Origin of the sequence: Bacillus cereus group sp. MYBK5-2 (assembly GCF_051915685.1) — a bacterium.
Classification (GTDB): domain Bacteria; phylum Bacillota; class Bacilli; order Bacillales; family Bacillaceae_G; genus Bacillus_A; species Bacillus_A cereus.
In genome coordinates, this window is record NZ_JBQAFE010000001.1 from 33,302 (window position 1) to 56,829 (window position 23,528).

The window sequence follows — 23,528 nt, forward strand, 5'->3', positions numbered from 1 at the left end:
AAAAACCACCTCACGTATATGAGGTGGAATAATTGTTAATATCTAGGCTTAAATGTATGACAACAAGTCTCTACACTCGTTGCTACAGAACTTTCTAGCGTTTCGTTTGTTAAAACGGCAGCTGTATATGAATCATTTTCAGTTTGACCAGTTTCATCTGCATCAGGCTGAACGATGATCGCACTTGCTTGACAAAAGTTACCTTGTCCCCAAAAAGAACAGTTGGAAACAGAACATCTTACTTCTGGCATAAAACCCCCTCCTTATACATTAGTGTGGGATTTTACGCCCATTTCATGTGTAGAAGGAGTTTCCTTTTCTCGTTACTTTTTCGTTTGCTCAAGCCATTCTTTTAATTTGTCTTTCGGCTGTTCACCGCTAATACGGCTCACTTCTTTGCCATCTTTAAAATGAATGATTGTTGGTGTACCTTGAATTTTATATTCATCCCAAGGAGCATCTAATTTTTCAATATCCATAACTTTCATATCAACGTTTAAGTCTTTAGCCATTGGCACTAGGACAGGAGATAATTTTTGGCAATGAACGCAAGATGTTTGATAAAAGTATACTGTTTCTTCTTTTTTCTCTTTTAAGTTCTTTTGAAGATCTGAAAGAGAAATTTTATTTGTGTAGTAGTCAGGACCGTTTGTCTTACTTTCAGTAGGATTATCAATCTTTTGACTAGTAGCATTTTTTTCTTCCATTTGTGTTACAGCGAAAATTGCCACGAACAAGGCGATAATAATACCACCAAATATAAGCATTTTTTTCATTCTTTCATCTCCTTATTTGTTTTTGATGACAATAAAGCTACAAACAGCGATTGTAATAAAGCCGATAAGTGCTAAAAACGGGATTGTCACAAAGCCGAACCAGTTTATGTATTCTCCCGTACATGGTACACGTCCACAAGCTGCCCCAGCAGCTGAAAATGCTGCGACTTTTTGAATTGCATAGTGATATAAAGAAATACAAGCACCAATACTTGCAATTGGTAAAGAATAACTTGCAATGCGATAATCTTTCTTTGCTACAGCGATACCAAGCCATAAAACGAATGGATACATAAAAATACGTTGATACCAACAAAGAACACAAGGCTCAAATTTCATGATTTCGGAAAAGTACAGACTTCCTAGTGTAGCGATAAAAGAAGCTCCCCATGCGGTAAGTAAAGCATATTCTTGCTTTTTTTCTCGTCCCATATTTTATACCTCTCTTATAATAGTTACATACTAAATTATAGTATGAAGTGGTATGGAAAAGAAAGAAAAAATATGTTTATCAATAAAAGTTTTATAAGGAGAAACTTTTATTGATATAAACATTTTAAAAAAGCGCCATTCTCCGGAAGAGAATAGCGCTATAGTTTACATTTGAATTTGTTCTACTTCTTCTACATGCGACTTTTGGGATGCGTGGTCAATATATTGAAATAGGAGCTGCAATTGTTTATCAACTTCTGGTAGTTCCTTGCTGTATTGATAAGCGTGTAAAAAATGCTCAATACGCTTAGAAAATAATTGATCGTTCGTTTGAACCATGAGAACGAGTAATTTATCCCAATTACAGCAATACGTGTAATAGAGAGCTTTATCATAGTCGTTATATGTTTGCACTGTGTACCCTCCTTACCGAGAGTTATATATAGTGTGTGATAAGTAAGGGGAAATACACTTGAAAGAATTTGTTAAGAAAAAAAGTGAATGAAAAGAAAAAACGAGGAGTTTCCTCGTTTTTTAAGCTTTTGGCATTGGCGTAGGTGTTGGTTTGCCATAGCCTTCTTTATATTTATTATCAATATAGTTACGAATTTCTAGCGTTGATTTTCCTTTTTGTTTCATGGAAGCAGATTCAACTGCGATTTCTAGGCAATTGACGCAAGTCGTTGCGTGGGAATCCCAAACAACTTCACCATTCTTTTTAATTTCACGGATAAAGCAGTTTTTATTATTTTTATGTCCTACACTTTCGCCGCAACCACAATAGCATGGAATCCAATCTAATAGCTCTGCATTTTGTCCAGCGACGGTGTAGATATCTTTCATTTGTGGATCAAGCTTATCTAGGAAGGTCGGAAGTGTGTCGACTCCTTTTGTTTTCTCTTGAATGTCAGCTTGCTGAGTGTGCGATGCGTGGTCATGTTCTTCTTTTTTTGATTCAGAAGATTTTTGGTCATTTGTACCAGTACTTCCGCATCCAGCAAGAATTAAGCTTAGTACTGCAAGTAAAGAAAATACATACTTTTTCATTCGCTTGTCCCCTTTACAAATGTATTAATCAAATTGTATCAGAGATTACGGTGTATCGGTTGAAGATTTTTTTGACTGATTTTTGAAGCGCCACCTTAGCGAATGAACTAGAAATAAAATTGGGATATAAGCGTATACAATATACAATCCCGCTTGAGATAGTACAGTATTTAATGCGTTGATACTTTCCCGATTTTTAAAAAATAAAGAAGCTGTAAAAACGATGAAAATAAAAAATGGTAGTGTAAATTTAAATGAAATATGAAAGGAACGCTTCATCGTTTGACATGATGACCAAATAGTTAAACAAAGATTCGGCAAAATTATTAAAAACCAAACAAAAATAATAATATATTCGAACCGTTGAATAAAAGGAACTTTAATTATTTTTAACATCGTTAAAGTAGGCCAAATAGTGTGATTCAATTGTCCTTCACTATAATACATAAATGATACAATAGCTAAAACTACATAAATTAGAGTGCTAAAAACAATCCCTGCGTGAGCCCATCTTTTTAAAGATTTTCCTTTTTCAATAAAGGGATAGAAGATAAGAATTGTTTCAAATCCGAGAAATTCTAATGCAGATTGTTTTGCTGACACAAGTATGTCGAAAGGGGAATGCGTAAAAATAGGTAAAATATTACGAAAATGTGCATACTTCATCGGATAGACTAAAAAGAATACAACGAACATAGGAAGAACAATACCCCAAAAACATATCCCTGTCACAGAACGGAAGCCACCTTTTATAATGTAGTAAGTGACCAATAAAAACATTAGGGTAAGTTTCCATAACTTAATGGTAGGAAAGATCCAAACTTGTATTACTTCCATATATGTACGAAGAACAGTAAGGCAAAATAATAAGCAATAGAGAGTGAAAATTACAGAAAATATAGAGCCAATCCATTTTCCAAAGGTTGTTGTATGAATGCTAATTAAATCTCCGTCTTTTTCAAGCATTTTTAACATACAAAACAGTACAATATGAGTTGCAATACCTGCAATAATAAGAGAAATCCAAGCATCATAACCTGCATTTTTCAAAATTACACGTTGATATCCGAGAATTCCTATTCCGATTTGGAGAGAATGCAATAAAATAAATGCAAAATATGGAGAGACAGTTTTTGTTTTATTCATTGTATTCATTGCTCATTTCACCTCACTATTCCCCGATTCCAGATTGTACAATATTAAGATCTAAATTTATATCCACCGCTACATTTTGATACATATTTCGAATTTGTTTTATATTCCATTTTCTCGTACGGCTTCTAATTTCATCTCGTATTCCTAAAGGATCAATTTTCTTTTCTTGAAATTGTTTTATTAAATCTTCACAGTCTTTTTCAACATTTCTTTCAATTTGTTTTTTTATATAGTTGATATTTGTTTTTTCTCTTAGATCAATCCAATTTGGAGAGTTTTTAATTAATCCATTTAATTTTAAATTGATTTTTACTTTTGGTATGTCGCCGGTTTGATCTATATCATACTTATTTTCCCCAGCTAAGTTTTGTATAACAACCATACCTTTATGTTTATCCTTTGTTATCGCTGCTTCGTAACGTCCATTTTTCGTAGGGTTAATAAGTAATTTTGCTAAAACAGAATGTCTTTTGTCCGTATACATAACGACTTTATCGCCTTTTAAAAAAGCAAGTCCTTTGACAGCGACGGAATGATTATCGTCCATTTTAAGATAAGGGACATAGGCATCACATACAGAAGAGTAGTAATTATATAAAAAAATGTCTAATGCGGTTTGTGGAATGTTCTCATTTCGGATATTTTGTTCAAGTAAATCAGCAATGTATAAAGATCCATTTTTTTTTCCGTAATTTAAAAGTTCCTCAGCTGATCCATCTACAATTGCTAGTTGTACATCGCGCCCGATATTTGGGTCACGTTGTAAGTTAGTAATAATCTCTCCCATTCCGCGTTCTCCTAGAGCCTTTCCAAATAGGACGACACGCATTTGACCTACAACGACATTGTGAGGTGATTTTGCATTTAATCGTGAAGCGATTGTCTCAAGTGAACGGGCAGATGTTGATTGAGTTTCTGGTTTAGACTTTACACCATGTGTGTACTCTGGGAAGAGAATAGTTCCTTGGAATCTTTTGTTTTTAGTGATGTCAAATCCAGCGACATGAATAATACGCTGCGTATCCACTATATACGTTTGTGTACAGCCAGTTTGTAAAATGAAGAAGATAATGATAATAAGGTGCAATAAAATTTTCTTCATTCATTCTCACCATCATGTTTTTGCTTCGATTTGTTTGGATTGTAGCGCCATTTTGATTTTGGTCTAAGAAAAGAAGGTCTTTGTGCCGTTTGACTAAATGGTAATCGAAGAAAACCTTCTGCTGTACCTAAACCACGAAATGGATATAAAGGTAACAAATAAGGTGATCCAAGTGATTTTAATTTAATTAAATGAGCTAAAATAAATACAAATCCGACAGCGAGGCCTAATCCTCCGAATGCACCGGCTAAAAGAATAAGCGGAAAGCGTAACAACCGGATAGTAGAAGACATTTTTACTGTTGGTGTTGTGAAAGATGCAAGAGCGGATAAAGCAACTGCAATTAATAAAATTGTACTTGTCAAAGCTGCCTCCACGGATGCTTGGCCAATTACAATCCCCCCAACAATCCCGATTGTTTGTCCGACTTTTGTCGGTAAACGCGCTCCCGCTTCACGGAGCAATTCAATTGTAATTTCTAAAAAGAGTGCTTCTAGAATAGGAGGGAAAGGTACGTTAGCTCTCGAGAAAATAATAGGACCTAGTAAATCGGCAGGGATCATTTGATAATGATATGTTAAAGCCGCTGTATAAATAGCGGAGGAAAAAAGAGAAAATATAGCTCCGAAAAAACGAATAATACGAAAGAACGATCCAATCATCCACGGTAAATAATAATCTTCTGGTGAAATGAAAAAATCCAGTAACGTTGTTGGTCCTGATAAAGCATATGGAGAGCCATCTGTTAAAATTAAAACTTCCCCGTTAATTAATGCAAATACAGCTCGATCTAATCGTTCTGTAGGCAATAGAACAGGAAAAGGTGAATTGCTATTATCACTAATAAATTGCTCAATCATAGTTGAATCAAATGGGACATCAAAGTCAATGTCTTCTAGCCGTTGAATTGCGGTGTTGACAAATTGTTCATTTGTAATTCCTTCTATATAAGCAACTGCTACTTTCGTTTTTGATATAGATCCGACGGTAACTTCTTTAAAAATGAGTTGCTCCGTTACGATATTTCGGCGCAATAAGTGGATATTTGTATCAAGGTTTTCAACGAAACCGATTTTAGGCCCGATTACACTATACTCATTTTCTGTATCGTTATATAATCGTTTTCCTAAAACAGTACTTTCGGCACGAATTAAAGCATATTGATCAGGATTCGAATTGTTTTTTAAGCGTATTAAAATATATCCACCTAATAATTTTTCACGAATATCATCAATAGAAGGGGAGGTAATAATGTCTTCAATAGAGATGATATTACATAAATCAGAGATGTTTTGGATTTGTTCCGATTCTTTTTTTATAGGAGTTAAAATAAATTGTTTAATAATAAGTGCTTCCACGACAGATTTATAATAAAACAAGCACAACGTTTCATCTTTAAGTATGTTATAAGAGACAAAATCGCTTGATTCTTTCATGGTTTGTATAAATTCTGGGATAGAACAAAGTGTTTTTGTATTAGTCTTTTTTGATTTTTTAGATGATAAACCGAACATTTTCTCACCCCTAACTTACATCATTTACTTGTGTTAGTTTTTGGGAAAGACGGGAATTTATACTTGAAAATTGAAAGTTCATAAAGAAAAGGAAGAGTATTGAAAATCTCTTCCTTTTTGGTATATTAATTTGTTTTCTTTTCCTTAATCGACTTCACTAATTTCATCATTTCCGCTCGTATATCTTCTCTTTTTACATTTAATTTTTCGGCAATTTGTTTAATGTCCATTCCATCTTTTTTCATCTTTAATACATCATCAAGAGGAGTATTGCTTTTTTGAGAGATGATTGTTAACACAGTAAGATGACGCAATTTGATGTTATATTCTTTCATTTTTTGCTTTAGCTGATCCGGTGTGGATTTTTGCATAGTTGCTAACTGTTGTAGCAGTGCTTGCTTTGTTTCTTTATTCATATGATGCTTTTTCAGCTTACTTGGATCTATACCGAAATGCTCGGCTGTTTTCTCCCAAGATTTATTTTGCTTATAGTAAGCTAAAACATCTTTTATTTCTTTATTACTAATTCTTGCAATATGAGCAGCTTTCCAAATTTCATGTTTGTTATAGCCGAGTTTTTCTAGCGATTGCATTTCTTCTTCTGAAATTGGGTTATGGTGATGCAGTGTTACTTCTTTTGGCGTGGCAGCGGATATAGGGAAGGTGGATATCCCGCATAATAATGCTGCCATAGTCATACAAACAGCGATTTTTTTGTACATGTAAACTCCTCCTAGATGGATAATGTAGAAAACTGTACACATATCATTTCCATAAAATGTGAAATACTTGTGAACAAGTTAAGTTTTTTTATTCACAGCATGGAATGACGTTTTTAGAAGTTTTCCAACATAAAACATTGATTAATAGTAAAAAACTAAGGTATAATCGAAATTGAAAATCAATATCAATACTAACGATAAACTTATACATATAGATAAAAATAAGGGAGAGATAAATATGACTACATATACTTCCATCGCAAATGTGATTAAAGAAAGACGTTCTGTACGTACATTTACAGATAAAGCAGTAGAAAAAGATTTATTAATTGAACTATTAAACGACGCAACATGGGCACCTAATCATAAGCACCGTGAACCATGGAATTGTAAACTATACATCGGAGAAGGCCGCAAGAAATTAGTAGACGCAGTATTAAACTCTTTCACAGAAGAAGAAAGAGCGAAACGCGGTAAAATTTTATCAGATCGTTTTTTAAGCACACCTGCACAAATCGTTGTATATATGAATGAAGATCCACGTCAAATTCAGCGTGACGAAGATTACGCTGCAACATGTGCATTTATGCAAAACTTCCAACTTCTTGCTTGGGAACGTGGATTAGGTTGTGTTTGGAAATCAGGCGGATTAAACTACAATCCATTATTTATAGAAGGAATCGGTTTAACAAGAGGCCAACGTATCGTTGGAATTCTTCATATCGGCTATTTCGATAAAGCACCAGAAGGAAAAGCTCGTACTCCGATTACGGAGAAGATGGAGATTATTGAAGGTTAATAGATGAGACATTCTCGTTTTTGCGGGGGTGTCTTTTTATTATGCAATCAATCCTCATGAAAGCTTGTTCTTCATCATACACTTTCTTAAGGGAAAGTGTAAGGAGGGAAAATAATGAGAGCAAGTGACGATAAAGCACTGCAATATGCGATTGCGGAAATTACGGAAATTGCGACTGGATTTGGGCTTGATTTTTATCCGATGCGTTATGAAATATGTCCAGCGGAAATTATTTATACATTTGGTGCATATGGGATGCCGACAAGGTTTTCACATTGGAGTTTTGGAAAACAATTTTTCAGAATGAAATTACAATACGATTTAGGACTTAGTAAAATATACGAACTCGTTATTAACTCTGATCCATGTTACGCCTTTTTATTAGATACGAACTCTTTAATTCAAAACAAATTAATTGTAGCGCACGTTTTAGCACACTGTGATTTCTTCAAAAATAATATTCGTTTTTCAAATACGAAGCGAGATATGGTAGAGAGTATGGCGGCAACAGCGGACCGTGTGAAAGCGTATGAGCATAAGTACGGAAAGGCAGAGGTAGAAACATTTTTAGATGCCGTACTTGCCATTCAAGAGCATATTGATCCGTCGCTTATGCGTCCGAAGCTCGCATGGAGTATTGATGATTTAGAAGATGAAGAAGTAGAAAAGAAAAAGGTGTCGCAATACGATGATTTATGGAATTTAGATAATCGCAATAAAAAGCAGGAACGTTCTAATGTGCGTAAAAAGAAGAAAATTCCACCACAACCAGAGAAAGATTTACTGCTCTTTATTGAAGAATATAGCCGTGAGTTAGAAGATTGGCAGCGTGATATATTAACGATGATGCGCGAAGAAATGTTATATTTTTGGCCACAGCTTGAAACGAAAATCATGAACGAAGGCTGGGCATCCTACTGGCATCAACGCATACTTCGTGAAATGGACTTAACCTCTGATGAAGCTATTGAATTTGCGAAATTAAATGCAGGTGTTGTACAGCCATCAAAAACAAGCATTAATCCATACTACCTAGGTATTAAAATCTTTGAAGATATTGAAGAACGGTACAACAATCCAACAGAAGAAATGAAGCGACGAGGCGTAAAACCAGGATCTGGCCGTGACAAAATGTTTGAAGTACGCGAAATTGAATGGGACGTATCGTTCCTAAGAAACTACTTAAATAAAGATCTTGTTATGCGAGAAGATATGTACTTATTCCAGCGCCAAGGAAAAGAATATAAAGTAATAGATAAAGAATGGGAAAATGTGCGTGATCAACTTGTAAATATGCGGACAAATGGTGGGTTCCCGTACTTAGTAGTAGAAGATGGAGACTACTTAAAGAACGGAGAATTATACATTAAACATAGTTACGAAGGAATTGAGCTCGATTTAAAATACTTAGAAAAGGTATTACCATATCTTCATCAGCTATGGGGAAGAACGGTGCATATGGAGTCTATTGTGGAGAGTAAGGGCGTTGTGTTTTCTTATGATGGGAAGATGGTGCATCGGAAGTATGTGTGAGGGGAAGAACGGACATAGGATACTGTGTCCGTTCTTTTTATTTGGAACTAAGTTAAATATGTTATTCTTGAAAAAAGGGAGTTACATAGAGAAATGGAGAGGTTCAAATGGGCAAAGTAGGGGTAGGTAAGGTGGATATTACGCCGCCTATAGGTATTGATTTTGTCGGATACCATAGAGAGACAGGAATAAATAATATTGAAGAACGTATTTATGGAACGGTTTTTGTATTTGAAAAAGATGAAATGAAAACTGTGTTTATAAGCATTGATAATATTGGAATGTTAATAGAAGATACGAATATGATTCGTGAGCGAGTAGCAAGAGAACTTCATGTTCCATTTGAGCAAATAACAGTTGTTTATACACATACCCACTCTGGTCCAGAAACGGTCGGTGATAATCCGCTCGTACAGTCGTATAAAACGATTTTAGTAAATAATGTAGTACACGGTGCTGTTACTGCGAATAAAAACTTGAAGCGATGCGAAGTAGGCTGGGGTGTTACGACAGGTGATATTGGGGTCAACCGAAGAGAGCGAACATCTGATGGAAGAGCAAAGATGGGCACAAATATAGGTGGTGTTGTAGATAAACGAATTGGCATGTTAGCAATAAGAGATGCTGAAACGAAGGAGTTATCTGGGATTGTAGTATTTTGTACGGCGCATCCGAATGTTTTAAAAGGTGATAGTGATGTATTATCAGCAGACTATCCGGGGATGACAAGAGAGATTCTTGAGAAGACCGTAAATTGTCCTGTTATGATTGTTCAAGGTGCTGCTGGTAATGTGAATGCGAAGTATCGAGGTTCAAGGAAAGCATTAAAACAAATGGCTCACATACTTAGTGGACATATATTAACGATGCTTCCAACAGTTATTTATAGCCCGATTGTAAATGTAAGAACAGTTTCGAGTACGATGCAAATGAAGTTGAAGGATATTCCTGAAATTGATGAGATACGAAGCATGGCCCAGTTAGCTGAAGAGCAGTGGGGTGTGAATACGGATGAATGGCTTACTATCGTTTTAGAGAAATATAAGCAAGGTATTCGGCAGTTAAGTATCAATTTAGAAGTGCAACTGTTTCAAGTTAATGATGGTATGTTTTCAGGTGTACCGATGGAACCTTTTTCGGAAACGGCATTAGAAGTGAAAGAGAATCTTCAAAATGAATTAGCTTTCTTTGGTGGATATACGAATGGATATATTGGTTACTTACCAACGAAGGAAGAATTCTCATATGGTGGGTATGAAGTGGAATTAAACCCTGTTGTGTATGGACCGGTTACGAATTTATTGATGACACCGGAGGAGAATACTGCGGAGTTGGTTGTGGAGAAGGTTACGGGTTTATGTAATAAAGTGAACCTTTAATGAGACAGATTTTTGAACGCAGAGTAAAGAATATAATAATTGTGTGATTTTGTTAAGTCAATGTAATTAATAATGATTATCATTATTAATTACATTGACTTCTGAAAAAAGAAAACCTAGAATTTATAAAGGGATCTTCAATTGTTCGCTATCATTTGTATAGGAGGTAAGTTATGTTGGATAGCTTTATTTCTATAAGATGTAGGTTGGCTCTTTATAGTTTTGGTGTTCTTTTTATCTTTTTTTGTACAGTATTTTTGGTGAATCAGAAGGTGTATGCAGAAGATGTACCGTGGACATCAGTTTCAAATGAGGGAGAACGTGTACTTTTTCAAGAACAATCTTTGTATAGTAATAATCGAAGGGGAGAAGATCTTGTTTCACCTTCATTTGAAGGGCGTAAACATGGTGGGGAAGATTGGGGATACTTATTAAGAGACAGTAATTTTAATTATCCATCTAATATTCTTACACATTCTATAATAGGAAGAGATGATCGAATTAGAGTTACTGATACAACTTTGTATCCTTATAGGGCTATAGTACACTTAGTAATTCAATTTAATGGACAAGAAGTTTATGGATGTACAGGAGCGCTAATTAGTAAAGATACAGTATTTACAGCTGGGCACTGTGTTTATAATAAAAAGCTTGGTGGATGGGCAAAAAATGTTATTGTGACTCCTGGTAGAAATGGAAACCAAGCACCGTATTTGCCTTATAGTTGGACAAAGCTTTATTCAGTAAGTGGATGGACTGATGATGGAGATTCGGAATTTGATTATGGAGCCATTAAATTAAATGGATCTCCTGGAGATTATACAGGTTGGTTAGGATATAGAACTACTAACGTAGAGTCTCCAAAGGGGTTACTCGCAGTAGTTCCAGGGTATCCGTGTGATAAAGTAGGAAATGAAAAATATACTATGTGGACAGATTATGGACCAATTGAAGGCACTAGTCCTAGAATGTTAACATATAGGATGGACACTTATGGATGTCAAAGTGGAGCACCTGTATAGCATGACTATTCTCGTACGGGTGTAACAATAATAGCTACCCATACAGTAGGAAGTAGTTCTTGGAATTCTGGAAACCGGGTGACAGACGATGTTTTTAATAATCTTAAAAAATGGTCTGAATAAATATAATAACCTTATATGGATTTTATGTTGTATATTGGTCATTATCATAATGTCTAGTTCTATAGCAAATAATGAAAAGAAGTTTAGTAAGGTTGTTAATTATGTAACTTTTCACGTGAAAAATAAAGAAAAACAGCCAATAAAAAGTTTTGAAATTATACTTATGAAAGACGAATCACCTGAGCCGAGTAAAGAAATTGGGATTTCAATAGGGAAAACGGATGAAGAAGGGAAAGTTATTTGGAAGAATGTGAGGAAGGGAAATTATATCATATTTTTACCAAATAGTGAGACTCAAATAGTTAGGGTTAATGATAGAGATGAAACGAGAGTAATAAATATATTATTGTAGAAAACGAATCCATTTTGAAAAAAAATAATCAAAATGGATTCGTTTTTATATGGAGTTTTTGTTTACCAGACAGGTCGTATATTTGATGATAATTTCTCTGTATTTTCTTTAGTAACGAATGTTGTTAAATCCTCTTTCAGTATTTGCATTCGTTCTATACCTATGTTTTCAATCCAGCGCTGTTCTATTTCAGCTACTATTTCTTCTTTTGCTTTCATTACTGACAAACCACGTTCGGTTAAAACGATGATTTTACCTCTTTTATCAGTAGGATGTGTTTTGCGTGTAACGTAGCCATTACTCTCAAGAGAATCCACCATTTTACTTACAGCTTGTTTGGAAATCCCCAAATACTCAGCTAGCTCTATACCAGTTGCCCCATTAGGAAGGATGCGTTTGAACATAAAACCATGTGCTGGCCTAATATCCTCAAATCCTAATTCACTTAATTTGTCATGTAGCTCAGTAATTAATGTGCTAAATGATAATGATAAAAGCGATGTAAGATCTAACTCGTTAAATGTTTGATCCATATATATAACCTCCGCACTTGTAGTCAATTAAGTTGACTATATGTAATACCTATTGTACTATACATAATATAGTCAATCAAATTGACTATATTATGTCGGTAGAACAAATAATGATTTATATAATATAGAATCAATGGAGGTTTCACATGGTTAATATCGTGAAAATTAGAGGGAGTGTATTTGCACCGTATGCATCGCTGGAACCTATTAAGGACCCTACAACAGGAAGAGTGTTTGAATATGCTGGAGATGCACGTGAGTTTACACCACAAGCTGTGAACACAAAGCGTTCAAGGTTAGAACAAGAAGTGAATATTGATTTTTATAAAAGAGAAATTTTCACATATGCAGATGCTTGTATCGTCACCGTGAAGATTACAAATTCAGATGGCTCAATTGAGTATCAAAAGGGAGAAACAAGTACAGAAAACATTGTATGTACAAATATTGTATGGAGTGAAGATGAAGTTTCATTTGAAATGAGAGCAAGTGCAAGTAATCCTTTAAACGCAGCAGCACCTGCAGCTGATTATTTTTTGACTATACGAGCTAATGAAAGTGGTACTGTGAATATTGAAGGTGTACATGATGGTTTCCCTTGCTATGAATTTTATAAACAAGTAGATTTTGGTTCGTTTGAATTGATATACACACATGATTTCAGAAAAACGGATGATACCCCAGCAGCACTAGCTGGAGAGATGGAATATAGCTTTAAAACGACAGTCTAAACATAAATATAGCGTTATTTTTTAGAAGGAAATAGAAAAGTAAAAGAGAAATCTATTGGTTTTAGGATTGAAATTATGGTCTGTTTTATTTAATAAGCATTCAGCATCTAAAATAAAATTATAGAGGTGTTTCTTATGACTAATATCGTGAAAATTAGAGCCAGTGTATTTATTCCAATGTCTTGGACTGAGGCTAAGAAGAATATGGAAACAGGAAAAGTAATTCAATTCGAAGGTGATTCACGTGAATTCACACCGTATGCGGTAAATGCGATGCGCTCTAGAGTTGAGCAAGAGGTAGTAGTTGATTTCTATAAAGAAGAAGTGTTTTCATATGCGAACACGGGTATTACGACCGAGAAGATTACAAGTCCAGATGGTTCTGTGAGTAAAAGAACAGGGAAAGCAAGTACAGAAAATATTGTGTGCACTGATATCACATGGAATTCTAAAGGTGTGCAATTCAAAATGAGTGCGAGTGCAAGTAATCCATTAAATGTATATGCACCTCCTGTGGATTATGTATTAAATGTATGTGTGAAACAGGATGGTAGTATTGATATTCAAGGGGAGCATGATGGATTCCCTTGTTTTGAATTTTATAAGCAAGTAGATTTCGGTTCATTTGAAAAAATATATACACATGATTTTAGAGAAACTGGTGATACAGCGGCAGCCCTAGGCGGGAACATGGAGTATAGTTTTACAAAGAGATTATAGGAAGTATGACGATAGAACGATGGATTGCTTCATTCGTAAAGAACTTGGAAATATCTAAGTTCTTTTTTTGTTTCAAATTTGTGAAAGAAAGACATATTGATTGAAAATAAATTTTTTATACTCTATCATATACCCATACAGGTATAGGTTTTTCTGTGTGATGCATGAGAAAATTAAATAATATGGAGGTTCGAAATATGTCTAGAAAAATTGTTGTAGTAGGCGGAGTTGCTGGCGGGGCATCAGTAGCTGCAAGGCTTCGTCGTTTAAGTGAGGAAGATGAAATTATTATGGTTGAACGCGGTGAATACATTTCGTTCGCAAACTGTGGATTGCCATATTATATTGGCGGTGTCATTACAGAAAGACAAAAGTTATTAGTACAAACTGTTGAAAGGATGTCAAAACGTTTTAATTTAGATATACGTGTATTGAGTGAAGTTGTAAAGATTAATAAAGAAGAGAAAACAATTACGATAAAGAATGTAACTACAGATGAAACATATAACGAGGAATATGATGTTTTGATTCTTTCACCAGGGGCGAAACCAATTGTTCCACCTATTCCGGGCATTGAAGAAGCGAAGGCGTTGTTTACGTTACGAAATGTACCTGATACAGATCGTATAAAAGCGTATATTGATGAGAAGAAACCACGTCATGCGACGGTTATTGGTGGAGGATTTATTGGAGTGGAAATGGTTGAGAATTTAAGAGAACGCGGGATTGAGGTTACTCTTGTAGAGATGGCAAATCAAGTGATGCCACCAATTGATTACGAAATGGCTTCATATGTACATGAGCATATGAAGGTGCACAATGTTGAGCTTGTTTTTGAAGATGGTGTAGATGCGTTAGAAGAGAATGGGACTGTTGTACGTTTAAAAAGTGGCTCAGTTATAAAAACAGATATGATTATTTTAGCAATTGGTGTACAACCAGAGAGTAGTTTAGCGAAAGATGCAGGATTATCATTAGGAGTTAGAGGAACGATAAAGGTAAATGAGAAATTTCAAACATCTGACCCATATGTATATGCAATTGGTGATGCGATTGAAGTGAAAGATTTTGTTACAGAAACAGAAACGATGATTCCTTTAGCGTGGCCCGCTAATCGTCAAGGTCGTATGTTAGCAGATATTATTCATGGCCATACGGAGTCTTTATATAAAGGTACGATGGGAACTTCTGTGGCTAAAGTTTTTGATTTAACAGTTGCTTCGACTGGAGTAAATGAGAAAATATTAAAACGATTAAATATACCCTATGAGGTAGTACATGTACAGGCAAATTCTCATGCAGGATACTATCCGAATGCTACGCCAGTGCTAATAAAATTAATTTTTAATAAAGATAGCGGAAAGATTTACGGAGCACAGGCTTTAGGGCGTGACGGGGTAGATAAGCGTATAGATGTTATCGCGACGGCAATGAAGGCAAACTTAGCTGTAATCGATTTACCAGATTTAGAATTATCATATGCCCCGCCGTATTCTTCTGCAAAAGATCCAGTAAACATGGTGGGGTATGCCGCAAGTAATATAGTAGATGGTTTTGTGGAAACGGTACAATGGCATGAAATAGATCGTATTGTTGACAATGGTGGATATCTTATAGATGTTCGGGAGCCCAATGAACTAAAACAAGGAATGATTAAAGGCTCTATTAATATTCCGTTAGATGAATTACGTGATCGATTGGATGAAGTGCCAATGGACAAAGAAATATATATCACTTGTCAACTTGGTATGAGAGGGTATGTTGCAGCGCGCATGTTAATGGAAAAAGGATATAAGGTAAAGAATGTAGATGGTGGTTTTAAATTGTATGGGACAGTACTGCCAGAACGTGTTGTATATTGATATTTTTCATCTTCTACTTCAAGATTTAGTGGAAGATAAAAACTTATAGATTAAGGTTTTATTTTTTGTTTTGCGAACATATAAGGTGAAAATTTAAAATAGGGGTTTACAAAATACCCTATAGGGTATAATATATTGTCATAGGTTATAAATAGTGACATAATGGTAATGAGGTGATTATAGGATGGAATATAATCAAGATATGAAAAATAGATTGAAACGTATTGAAGGTCAAGTTCGTGGTGTGCTTCGTATGATGGAAGAAGGAAAGGATTGCCGAGAAGTTATTACACAGTTAACGGCATCTCGTTCTGCCCTTGATCGTACAATTGGGCTCGTTGTTGGAACGAATTTAGAGCAATGTTTGCGTGAACAGTTTGAAAGTGGTAATGGTTCAAATGAAGAGTTAATTAAAGAAGCTGTTCAATTACTTGTAAAAAGCCGATAATCTGTCAAACGTAAGTATTGACAGATTTTCAAAAACATTTTAACATACCCCTACAGGTATATGTATATAAATTATGGAGGAATCGACTATGAGTATAAAAGTGGATATGAGTTTAGATTGTAAAGGGTTAGCTTGTCCGATGCCGATTGTGAAAACGAAGAAGGCGATAGAAGGATTGGCATCAGGACAAGTGATTGAAATTAAGGCAACAGATAAAGGATCTACAGTAGATATACAAAGCTGGGCAAATAAAGTAGGGCATCAATATATCGGGACGAAACAAGAGGGCGATGTTTTGATGCATTACATTAGGAAAGCGCATGAGCATGAAGTGAATGAAGTAGCAAAGTATCCTCATACAATTACGAATGCAGAGTTGGAAGAGATATTATTAAGTGAGGAAGAGTGTATTGTATTAGATGTTCGAGAAGCAGCGGAATTCGCTTTTGGTCATATTCCATCGGCCATTTCGATGCCGTTAGGAGAGTTAGACAGTGCAGCGTTAGATCAGACGAAACAAATTTATGTTGTTTGCCGAACTGGTAACCGTAGTGATGTAGCTTGCCACATGTTGAAAGAGCAAGGTTATGCAAATGTGAAAAATGTCATTCCAGGTATGTTAGAGTGGCAAGGGAATGTGAAAAAATAAAATTTTTTAAATAAAAATATACCTATGGGGGTAATTAAATGAGTGTTAAATCGTTAAAAGCGAAAGATGTTGCAGAGAAAGTTTTATTCAGAGAGTTGTTTATTTTAGATGTTCGTAATGAGAAGGATTATGAAGATTGGAAAATTGAAGGAAAACAAGTTTCTTCTATTAATAAACCTTATTTTGATTTGTTAGATGGTGTAGAACATATTGTAAGTGAATTACCTAAGGATAAAGATGTTTTAGTAGTATGTGCAAAAGAAGGGTCTTCTATATTTGTGGCAGAGCAGTTAACAGAGGCTGGATTAGAAAATATTTATTATTTAGCTGGTGGTATGAAGGCATGGAGTGAACATGTAAAGCCTGTAAAAGTTGGAGATTTAAAAAATGGCGGAAGTATGTATCAGTTTAACCGTCTTGGAAAAGGCTGTTTATCTTATATGGTCATTTCAAATGGTGAAGCAGCAGTTATTGATGCAGTAAGAACAGCCGAGGCATATGAAGAATTTGCGAAAGAGCATGGCGTTACGATTACGAATGTAATGGATACACATTTACATGCAGACCATATTTCTGGAGGACGTAAGTTAGCGGAAAAGGTAGGTGGTACGTATTGGTTACCACCAAAAGATGCAGAGGAAGTTGTTTTCTCATACGAACCGCTTGTTGAAGGATCTGTTATTACGGTGGGGGGTACTAAAATTGTAATTGACGCATTATACTCACCAGGACATACGATTGGAAGTACGTCATTCATTGTAGATGATTCTTATTTATTATCAGGCGATATTTTATTTGTAGATTCAATTGGGCGTCCTGATCTTGCTGGTAAGGCTGAAGATTGGGTGAGTGATTTACGTAATACTTTGTATAGCCGATATAAAGAGCTATCTCAAAATTTAGTTGTGTTACCGGCTCATTATTCAAAAATAAGTGAAATGAACGAAAGTGGTATTGTTAGTGCAAAATTAAAAGATTTATTTGAGCATAATGCAGGATTAAATATTGAGGATGAGGGAGAGTTCCGTAAAGTTGTAACAGAAAACTTACCACCTCAGCCAAATGCATATGAAGAAATTCGTCAAACCAATATGGGTAAAATTCACCCAAGTGTGGATAAAGAGCGTGAAATGGAGATTGGTCCAAATCGTTGTGCAGTGCACGAATAATGAAATAAATAAAAAATGGAGGAATTGATGATGAATATAAAACAAGTGTTAGATGCGAAAGGTTTAGCATGTCCAATGCCGATTGTAAGAACAAAGAGAGCAATGGATGCTCTACAAACTGGAGAAGTGTTAGAAATACATGTAACGGATAAAGGGTCAGTTAAGGATATTCCAGCGTGGGCAAATAAATGTGGCCATGACATCGTAAAGCTTGAAGAAGAAGGCGATGTGCTGAAGTTTTGGATTAGGAAGGCGTAGTGAAGCAATAGTTTTGTAAATATAGAGAGGTTGGTTATATGAACACAATATTAAGTACGCTTTTCATTGTACTTGCTGCATGGTTTGTTATTTCACGATTTTTACCAGTGAAAGGTGTTCAAAATATAAATGGCAAAGAATTGAAAAGTATAGTGGGGAAAAAAGGGAAGTATTTTATTGATGTCCGTACAGTAGGTGAATATAGAGGGAATCATATGAAAGGCTTTCAAAATATCCCCCTAAATGATCTAGCAAGTAAGGCGAATCAATTAGATAAGAATAAGGAAGTAATCGTTATTTGCCAAAGTGGAATGAGAAGTAAGCAAGCAGCAAAGGTATTGAAAAAACTAGGGTTTCAGCAAGTAATAAACGTTTCAGGTGGTATGAATGGTTTGTGAGGAGGAAATGTAAAATGAAAGAAATGACTACAAAAGAATTAGAAGAAAAATTGTTGCGTAAAGAAGCGGTAAATATTGTGGATGTACGTGAAGTAGAAGAAGTAGCTGAAGGGAAAATTCCAGAAGCATGTAATATTCCACTAGGACTATTAGAGTTTCGTATGCATGAATTAAATAAAAATCAGGAATATATTATCGTTTGTCGTTCAGGCGGGAGAAGTGCAAGAGCTGTTCAATTTTTAGAAAGTTACGGTTTTCAAGTAATCAATGTGGTAGGTGGTATGTTAGCTTGGGAAGGAAAAGTAGAATAGGGAGAAACAATTTTTTATAAATAAAAAAATACCCCTATAGGTAATTGGAGGGAGAACAATATGGAACAACAGAAGAAAACAACAATCGTTTTATTTAGCGGAGATTACGATAAAGCAATGGCTGCTTATATTATTGCAAATGGTGCAGCGGCGTATGATCAAGAGGTAACTATTTTTCATACTTTCTGGGGATTAAATGCTTTAAGGAAAGATGAATATGTGAATGTAAAGAAAACATTTATAGAAAAAGTATTTGGAAGAATGATGCCACGCGGTGCTGATAAGATGGGGTTATCCAAAATGAATTTTGCTGGTATGGGACCAAAGATGATTAAAGGCATTATGAAAAAGCATAATGCAATGCCTTTGCCAGATTTAATTGATTTGGCAAAAGAACAGGGGATTAAACTTGTAGCTTGTCAAATGACAGTAGATTTATTAGGGTTAAAAGAGGAAGAGATTATGGAAGGCGTAGAGTTTGCAGGTGTAGGGGCATATTTAGCAGATGCTTCGGATGGGAATGTAAACTTATTCATTTAATCACCTTCTTTTTAGAAGGAGGGGGATGTAAGGTGAGTGGAGTATTATTACTTTTTATAATTGGGTTTGTAGGATCGTTTATATCAGGAATGGTTGGAATTGGCGGTGCAATTATTAATTATCCGATGATCTTATATATTCCAGTATTGTTAGGATTTACTGGCTATACGTCACATGAAGTGAGCGGTATTACAGCAGTACAAGTATTCTTTGCAACTTTTGCAGGTGCCTGGGCATATCGGAAAAGTACTGATATGAATAAAATGTTAGTTGTGTATATGGGAGCTAGTATATTAATAGGAAGTTTTATAGGAAGTTTTAGTGCAAATCTATTAGATGAACACGCTGTAAATGTTGTTTATACAGTATTGGCGACCATTGCAGCTATGATGATGTTTGTACCGAAGAAAAATAATAGTGGAGCAGTTAAGTATAATAAATGGTTAGCAAGTGTGTTAGCGTTTATTGTAGGAGGTGTTTCGGGCATTATTGGAGCTGGCGGTGCGTTTCTTTTAGTTCCTATTATGCTAGTTATTTTAAAATTACCATTGCGCATGACGATAGCGACATCTATTGCTATTACGTTTATTTCCTCAGTAGGGATTACGACTGGAAAAGTGATTACTGGACAAGTAGTTATCATTCCAGCTCTAATTATTGCGGTTGCAAGTATATTTGCTGCGCCACTTGGAGCGCGAGTCGGGAAGAGGATAAATCAAAAAGTACTACAATATATGTTATCGATTTTAATTGTCGGCACTGCTGTTAAGATGTGGATTGATATGATATCGAAATAAAAGGATGGGCTGCTTGCAGCCCATCCTTTTATTTATGCCCAAATAACTTTCATTAAGTTTTTATATTCGTCATTCGCTAATTTATATAGCATTCTCGTATGTTCAAAGACAAGTGCTGGATTAAAGTTTGGTTCTGAGAATGCAAGAGATGTTGAAATATCAATTGCATTTTGCTTATTTAATGTGAATTTTGCAAAGCGATAAGATGTATTTAATTCATTGATGACATGTAAAATATCATTTGTTGATGTTGCATCAGGTACGTGAGCAACATTGAAGCAGTATATATCCACCGTAGGATGTTCGTTTTGGAAAGCAGCGATAAGTTGAATTTTTGCGCCAGCTTCAGTCTCTAATCCTACTGAAAAATGAACAGAGCCATCATTTTCATCTATATTTTCTTCCATGTATATATCGTTGGATTTTAAGTAGTCTTTAAAATCTGAGATGTTATGTTTTACTGCAGCTTTCATATGTATGAGCCCCCTGATAATTGGAATAGATTGCTACTATTTATTATAATTTAAAAATATTAAAAAAGATAGTTAGAAAGTTCTGATTTTTAATTCTGAAGAAATAAAAAGAAGCCGTACTCTACCTCCATAGAGTACGGCTTCTTTACTATTCATTGTCGTTAGACGATGTTTCTGTATCTTCACTGCTATTTTTGTTCTTATTTTTCACTTCATTGTTACTTGATTCGCGTTCACTTGAATTTTCAGACTTAGATTCTTTTGTCTTTTTCGAATCAGAGTCTGAGTCAAACTTTGTATATGCAGGTAGTCCAAGATGAGTACGAAGTTCATTTGTAACATTAGCTAATTCTTTTTTATCTGGATTGTAGTAGTAAGTTCGACCACCACCAGCAGATTTGCTACAAGTATCGTCACCTTTTGCCATATAGCAATCATCACCTTGGATTTGTAATTTCTCAATTTCCGAATCCGATCCATATTTATAGAATGAAAGCATATCATCAAATGTTAAGTTTGTAACGAATTGGCCGTTAATATCATCAATGATGTTGCCAACTTTTGTTACAGAACCAACACTTGTTAGTTTCTTTAAAATAGCCTCGATAACGAGTTGTTGACGTTGTCCACGCATTGCATCACTATCGATGTGTCTTGTTCTAGCAAGAGCAAGAGCTTCTTCGCCATTTAGCTTTTGAACACCTTTTTCTAGGTGAATAGCCTCAGCATTATCATTGCTATCTTGCTCAGTAAATTCAACTGGTACATCAACTTCAACACCGCCCAAGTCATCGACGATTTTTATAAATGATTTAAAGTTGAATTTTACAAAATAATCGACAGGAACATTCATTAATTTTTCAACTGCATCAATGCTTGCTTGTGGTCCACCATTTTTTCCGTTTTTAGCAGAACCGAATGCATGAGCGTGTGTAATTTTATCTTTTTTCTTTTCTATTGGAATATAAGTATATGTGTCACGTGGGATACTTAATAGTTTAACAGTTTTGCTATCTTTATTAAATGTTGCAAGTAAAAGCGCGTCTGTTCTTATAGCTTCACCATATTCTTTTCCACGGACATCGCTTTCATCAACACCCATTATTAAAACAGAGACATTGTTTGTAATAGGTTTTACAGCCTTATCACGTAAATCAGATTTATCACCGCGTGCTAAATCGTGTGCGGCATTTCGAACAGCAGAAGATGCTTTATTTACTAAAAACCAAGTATAACCGCCGCCTATTAATAAAACGAATAGTATAGCGCTTATAATAATTTTTATTTTTTTCTTATTTTTTTTCGGTTTATTGCGTGTATTTTCTTGCAAAGATGGGTTTTGCTCCATTTCCTGTACTCCTTCATTTGGATTGAAATACGACACTCATATCCACTTATTATAATGAAATTTAGCGAAAAAAAACATTACAAAACATTTACATTTCGTAAAAATTCAATATATTTATAAAAAGTCAGATTTTCTATATTATATTTTTGAGATGTAGAATAAGTATAAGTTGTTTTAGTAGAAATGAAAATATGTATTGTGAGAAAGTGATAGAGAAGTAAGATTTGTTGAAATATAGCCAAGAAGAAACGAGTAGGTTTACTAAGTTTTTCTATATAATAAAGAAGAACTTTACGGATAAAGGAGAGAGCATAATGAATCATACATCATTCCGAGCAATCGTTGTGAACGAAAAGGAAAATCATCAGTTTGTAAGAAAAGTTGTTGAGAGAGAAGTAAGTAGTTTACCTGAAGGAGACGTATTAATACAGGTTCATTATTCTTCATTAAATTATAAAGATGCTCTTTCAGCTACTGGTAATAAGGGTGTTACGAGAACATATCCTCATACGCCAGGAATTGATGCTGCAGGAGTGGTTGTGAGTAGTGAAGATGCTACCATTAAAGCAGGAGATCAAGTTATTGTAACGGGATATGACTTAGGTATGAATACCTCTGGTGGTTTCGGAGAATATATTCGCGTGCCATCATCTTGGGTCGTGCCTTTACCAAAAGGACTGTCATTAAAGGGAAGTATGATGTATGGGACAGCAGGTTTTACTGCGGCTTTGTCGGTATATAAGCTTATTGGAGCAGGAATCAAGCCTAGTATGGGAGATGTTTTAGTAACGGGTGCTACAGGCGGCGTAGGGAGTGTAGCTGTTAGTATATTAAGTAAGTTAGGGTTTAACGTAGTAGGAGCGACAGGAAAAATGGAAGAGGAACAGATGCTACTACGTCTAGGAGCGAAAAAAGTGATTCATCGCGCGGAATTGAATGATGAATCAGGAAGACCAATGTTAAAAGGGATATACGCCGGAGTTATCGATACTGTAGGTGGACATATGTTAGAAACAGCTTTAAAAACAGTAAAGTATGGTGGTTGTGTAACGACATGCGGTAATGTGGCAGGCCAGGAACTACAAACAACAGTATATCCATTTATTTTACGAGGCCTAAGCCTTTTAGGGGTAGATTCCGTGCAATGTCCAGTGGATGTGAGAAGAGATGTGTGGACGCTTTTAGCGAATGAATGGGGAAATAAAGAGTTACTATCTTATACAGAAGAATGTACATTAGAAGAATTAGAGAAGAAGTTTACACTTATATTGCAAGGAAAGTTAAAAGGAAGAACAGTTATTAAAATAAAATGAAAAAAGAGACGCTTAAGTTAGC

28 protein-coding genes and 1 pseudogene are annotated in these 23,528 nt (G+C 35.1%); 17 read left to right on the forward strand and 12 right to left on the reverse strand.

Annotation, left to right across the window (positions count from 1 at the left end):
* Nucleotides 1-35: 35 nt before the first annotated feature.
* The 9 genes from ACTFP3_RS00290 to ACTFP3_RS00330 all read right to left on the reverse strand — a co-directional run bounded on the left by ACTFP3_RS00290 (nucleotide 36) and on the right by ACTFP3_RS00330 (nucleotide 6,748).
* Nucleotides 36-251: a DUF1540 domain-containing protein gene (locus ACTFP3_RS00290; protein WP_001115482.1), complete on the reverse strand. Its 216-nt coding sequence runs from the start codon at nucleotides 249-251 to the stop codon at nucleotides 36-38.
* 72 nt (nucleotides 252-323) lie between these two features.
* Nucleotides 324-776, reverse strand: coding sequence for a thioredoxin family protein (locus tag ACTFP3_RS00295; RefSeq protein WP_000738450.1), 453 nt, complete (start codon nucleotides 774-776; stop codon nucleotides 324-326).
* Nucleotides 777-788: 12 nt separating this feature from the next.
* On the reverse strand, nucleotides 789-1,208 hold the full coding sequence (locus ACTFP3_RS00300; RefSeq protein ID WP_000532263.1) for a disulfide formation protein C: 420 nt from the start codon (nucleotides 1,206-1,208) through the stop codon (nucleotides 789-791).
* A gap of 165 nt (nucleotides 1,209-1,373) precedes the next feature.
* Entirely contained in the window at nucleotides 1,374-1,622 is a 249-nt protein-coding gene (locus ACTFP3_RS00305; protein ID WP_001195459.1) for a YhdB family protein, read from the reverse strand.
* Nucleotides 1,623-1,742: 120 nt separating this feature from the next.
* Nucleotides 1,743-2,255 carry a PCYCGC domain-containing protein gene (locus tag ACTFP3_RS00310; protein ID WP_000761026.1) on the reverse strand — a complete coding sequence of 171 codons (513 nt, stop codon included), beginning with the start codon at nucleotides 2,253-2,255 and terminating at the stop codon, nucleotides 1,743-1,745.
* 45 nt (nucleotides 2,256-2,300) lie between these two features.
* Complete coding sequence (locus tag ACTFP3_RS00315) at nucleotides 2,301-3,410, reverse strand: GerAB/ArcD/ProY family transporter (RefSeq protein ID WP_001095034.1); 1,110 nt, start codon at nucleotides 3,408-3,410, stop codon at nucleotides 2,301-2,303.
* 16 nt (nucleotides 3,411-3,426) lie between these two features.
* Entirely contained in the window at nucleotides 3,427-4,512 is a 1,086-nt protein-coding gene (locus tag ACTFP3_RS00320) for a Ger(x)C family spore germination protein (protein WP_440009011.1), read from the reverse strand.
* A complete protein-coding gene (locus ACTFP3_RS00325) occupies nucleotides 4,509-6,026 on the reverse strand; it encodes a spore germination protein (protein ID WP_440009013.1) in 1,518 nt (505 codons plus the stop codon). The genes ACTFP3_RS00320 and ACTFP3_RS00325 overlap by 4 nt, the downstream gene beginning before the upstream one ends.
* A 125-nt stretch (nucleotides 6,027-6,151) precedes the next feature.
* Nucleotides 6,152-6,748, reverse strand: coding sequence for a hypothetical protein (locus tag ACTFP3_RS00330; RefSeq protein ID WP_069604139.1), 597 nt, complete (start codon nucleotides 6,746-6,748; stop codon nucleotides 6,152-6,154).
* A gap of 238 nt (nucleotides 6,749-6,986) precedes the next feature.
* Between ACTFP3_RS00330 and ACTFP3_RS00335 the strand changes: the two genes are divergently transcribed.
* The 5 genes and pseudogenes from ACTFP3_RS00335 (at nucleotide 6,987) to ACTFP3_RS00355 (ending at nucleotide 11,956) form a co-directional block, all read left to right on the forward strand.
* Nucleotides 6,987-7,547, forward strand: a complete 561-nt coding sequence (locus ACTFP3_RS00335; protein ID WP_000214821.1) for a nitroreductase family protein — start codon at nucleotides 6,987-6,989, stop codon at nucleotides 7,545-7,547.
* A 114-nt stretch (nucleotides 7,548-7,661) separates the two neighbouring features.
* Nucleotides 7,662-9,080, forward strand: coding sequence for a stage V sporulation protein SpoVR (gene spoVR / locus ACTFP3_RS00340; protein WP_001202693.1), 1,419 nt, complete (start codon nucleotides 7,662-7,664; stop codon nucleotides 9,078-9,080).
* A 107-nt stretch (nucleotides 9,081-9,187) separates the two neighbouring features.
* The gene (locus ACTFP3_RS00345; protein ID WP_149149330.1) at nucleotides 9,188-10,459 is read left to right on the forward strand and encodes a neutral/alkaline non-lysosomal ceramidase N-terminal domain-containing protein; all 1,272 of its coding nucleotides are present in this window, start codon (nucleotides 9,188-9,190) and stop codon (nucleotides 10,457-10,459) included.
* A 173-nt stretch (nucleotides 10,460-10,632) separates the two neighbouring features.
* Nucleotides 10,633-11,604, forward strand: a pseudogene (locus ACTFP3_RS00350) (trypsin-like serine peptidase).
* Entirely contained in the window at nucleotides 11,570-11,956 is a 387-nt protein-coding gene (locus ACTFP3_RS00355) for a DUF2606 family protein (protein WP_440009016.1), read from the forward strand. The pseudogene ACTFP3_RS00350 and the gene ACTFP3_RS00355 overlap by 35 nt, the downstream one beginning before the upstream one ends.
* A gap of 62 nt (nucleotides 11,957-12,018) precedes the next feature.
* Here the strand turns inward: ACTFP3_RS00355 and ACTFP3_RS00360 are convergent, their stop codons facing one another.
* Nucleotides 12,019-12,489 carry a MarR family winged helix-turn-helix transcriptional regulator gene (locus ACTFP3_RS00360; RefSeq protein WP_016121932.1) on the reverse strand — a complete coding sequence of 157 codons (471 nt, stop codon included), beginning with the start codon at nucleotides 12,487-12,489 and terminating at the stop codon, nucleotides 12,019-12,021.
* 146 nt (nucleotides 12,490-12,635) lie between these two features.
* Between ACTFP3_RS00360 and ACTFP3_RS00365 the strand changes: the two genes are divergently transcribed.
* From ACTFP3_RS00365 to ACTFP3_RS00415, 11 genes are all read left to right on the forward strand, one after another.
* Nucleotides 12,636-13,220, forward strand: a complete 585-nt coding sequence (locus tag ACTFP3_RS00365) for a DUF3238 domain-containing protein (protein ID WP_000247267.1) — start codon at nucleotides 12,636-12,638, stop codon at nucleotides 13,218-13,220.
* A gap of 135 nt (nucleotides 13,221-13,355) precedes the next feature.
* The gene (locus ACTFP3_RS00370) at nucleotides 13,356-13,940 is read left to right on the forward strand and encodes a DUF3238 domain-containing protein (RefSeq protein ID WP_349560950.1); all 585 of its coding nucleotides are present in this window, start codon (nucleotides 13,356-13,358) and stop codon (nucleotides 13,938-13,940) included.
* 197 nt (nucleotides 13,941-14,137) lie between these two features.
* Nucleotides 14,138-15,802 carry a CoA-disulfide reductase gene (gene cdr, locus ACTFP3_RS00375; RefSeq protein ID WP_440009019.1) on the forward strand — a complete coding sequence of 555 codons (1,665 nt, stop codon included), beginning with the start codon at nucleotides 14,138-14,140 and terminating at the stop codon, nucleotides 15,800-15,802.
* Between the two features lie 184 nt (nucleotides 15,803-15,986).
* Nucleotides 15,987-16,250 carry a metal-sensitive transcriptional regulator gene (locus ACTFP3_RS00380; RefSeq protein ID WP_000456206.1) on the forward strand — a complete coding sequence of 88 codons (264 nt, stop codon included), beginning with the start codon at nucleotides 15,987-15,989 and terminating at the stop codon, nucleotides 16,248-16,250.
* An 88-nt stretch (nucleotides 16,251-16,338) separates the two neighbouring features.
* Entirely contained in the window at nucleotides 16,339-16,899 is a 561-nt protein-coding gene (locus ACTFP3_RS00385; protein ID WP_025709935.1) for a sulfurtransferase TusA family protein, read from the forward strand.
* A gap of 38 nt (nucleotides 16,900-16,937) precedes the next feature.
* On the forward strand, nucleotides 16,938-18,068 hold the full coding sequence (locus ACTFP3_RS00390) for an MBL fold metallo-hydrolase (RefSeq protein ID WP_440009022.1): 1,131 nt from the start codon (nucleotides 16,938-16,940) through the stop codon (nucleotides 18,066-18,068).
* 27 nt (nucleotides 18,069-18,095) lie between these two features.
* Nucleotides 18,096-18,326, forward strand: a complete 231-nt coding sequence (locus tag ACTFP3_RS00395; protein ID WP_002093886.1) for a sulfurtransferase TusA family protein — start codon at nucleotides 18,096-18,098, stop codon at nucleotides 18,324-18,326.
* Between the two features lie 38 nt (nucleotides 18,327-18,364).
* Nucleotides 18,365-18,724, forward strand: a complete 360-nt coding sequence (locus tag ACTFP3_RS00400) for a rhodanese-like domain-containing protein (protein ID WP_001092318.1) — start codon at nucleotides 18,365-18,367, stop codon at nucleotides 18,722-18,724.
* Between the two features lie 14 nt (nucleotides 18,725-18,738).
* Nucleotides 18,739-19,035, forward strand: a complete 297-nt coding sequence (locus ACTFP3_RS00405; RefSeq protein ID WP_000661810.1) for a rhodanese-like domain-containing protein — start codon at nucleotides 18,739-18,741, stop codon at nucleotides 19,033-19,035.
* 60 nt (nucleotides 19,036-19,095) lie between these two features.
* A complete protein-coding gene (locus ACTFP3_RS00410; RefSeq protein WP_000437746.1) occupies nucleotides 19,096-19,575 on the forward strand; it encodes a DsrE/DsrF/DrsH-like family protein in 480 nt (159 codons plus the stop codon).
* A gap of 32 nt (nucleotides 19,576-19,607) precedes the next feature.
* The gene (locus ACTFP3_RS00415) at nucleotides 19,608-20,372 is read left to right on the forward strand and encodes a sulfite exporter TauE/SafE family protein (protein ID WP_086395480.1); all 765 of its coding nucleotides are present in this window, start codon (nucleotides 19,608-19,610) and stop codon (nucleotides 20,370-20,372) included.
* A gap of 32 nt (nucleotides 20,373-20,404) precedes the next feature.
* Here the strand turns inward: ACTFP3_RS00415 and ACTFP3_RS00420 are convergent, their stop codons facing one another.
* A complete protein-coding gene (locus tag ACTFP3_RS00420; RefSeq protein ID WP_000642362.1) occupies nucleotides 20,405-20,845 on the reverse strand; it encodes a hypothetical protein in 441 nt (146 codons plus the stop codon).
* Nucleotides 20,846-20,993: 148 nt separating this feature from the next.
* Nucleotides 20,994-22,193, reverse strand: coding sequence for an LCP family protein (locus tag ACTFP3_RS00425; RefSeq protein ID WP_000437390.1), 1,200 nt, complete (start codon nucleotides 22,191-22,193; stop codon nucleotides 20,994-20,996).
* Nucleotides 22,194-22,507: 314 nt separating this feature from the next.
* Here ACTFP3_RS00425 and ACTFP3_RS00430 point away from each other — a divergent pair, with 314 nt between their 5' ends.
* On the forward strand, nucleotides 22,508-23,506 hold the full coding sequence (locus ACTFP3_RS00430; RefSeq protein WP_088362297.1) for a YhdH/YhfP family quinone oxidoreductase: 999 nt from the start codon (nucleotides 22,508-22,510) through the stop codon (nucleotides 23,504-23,506).
* The last annotated feature ends 22 nt before the right edge of the window (nucleotides 23,507-23,528 follow it).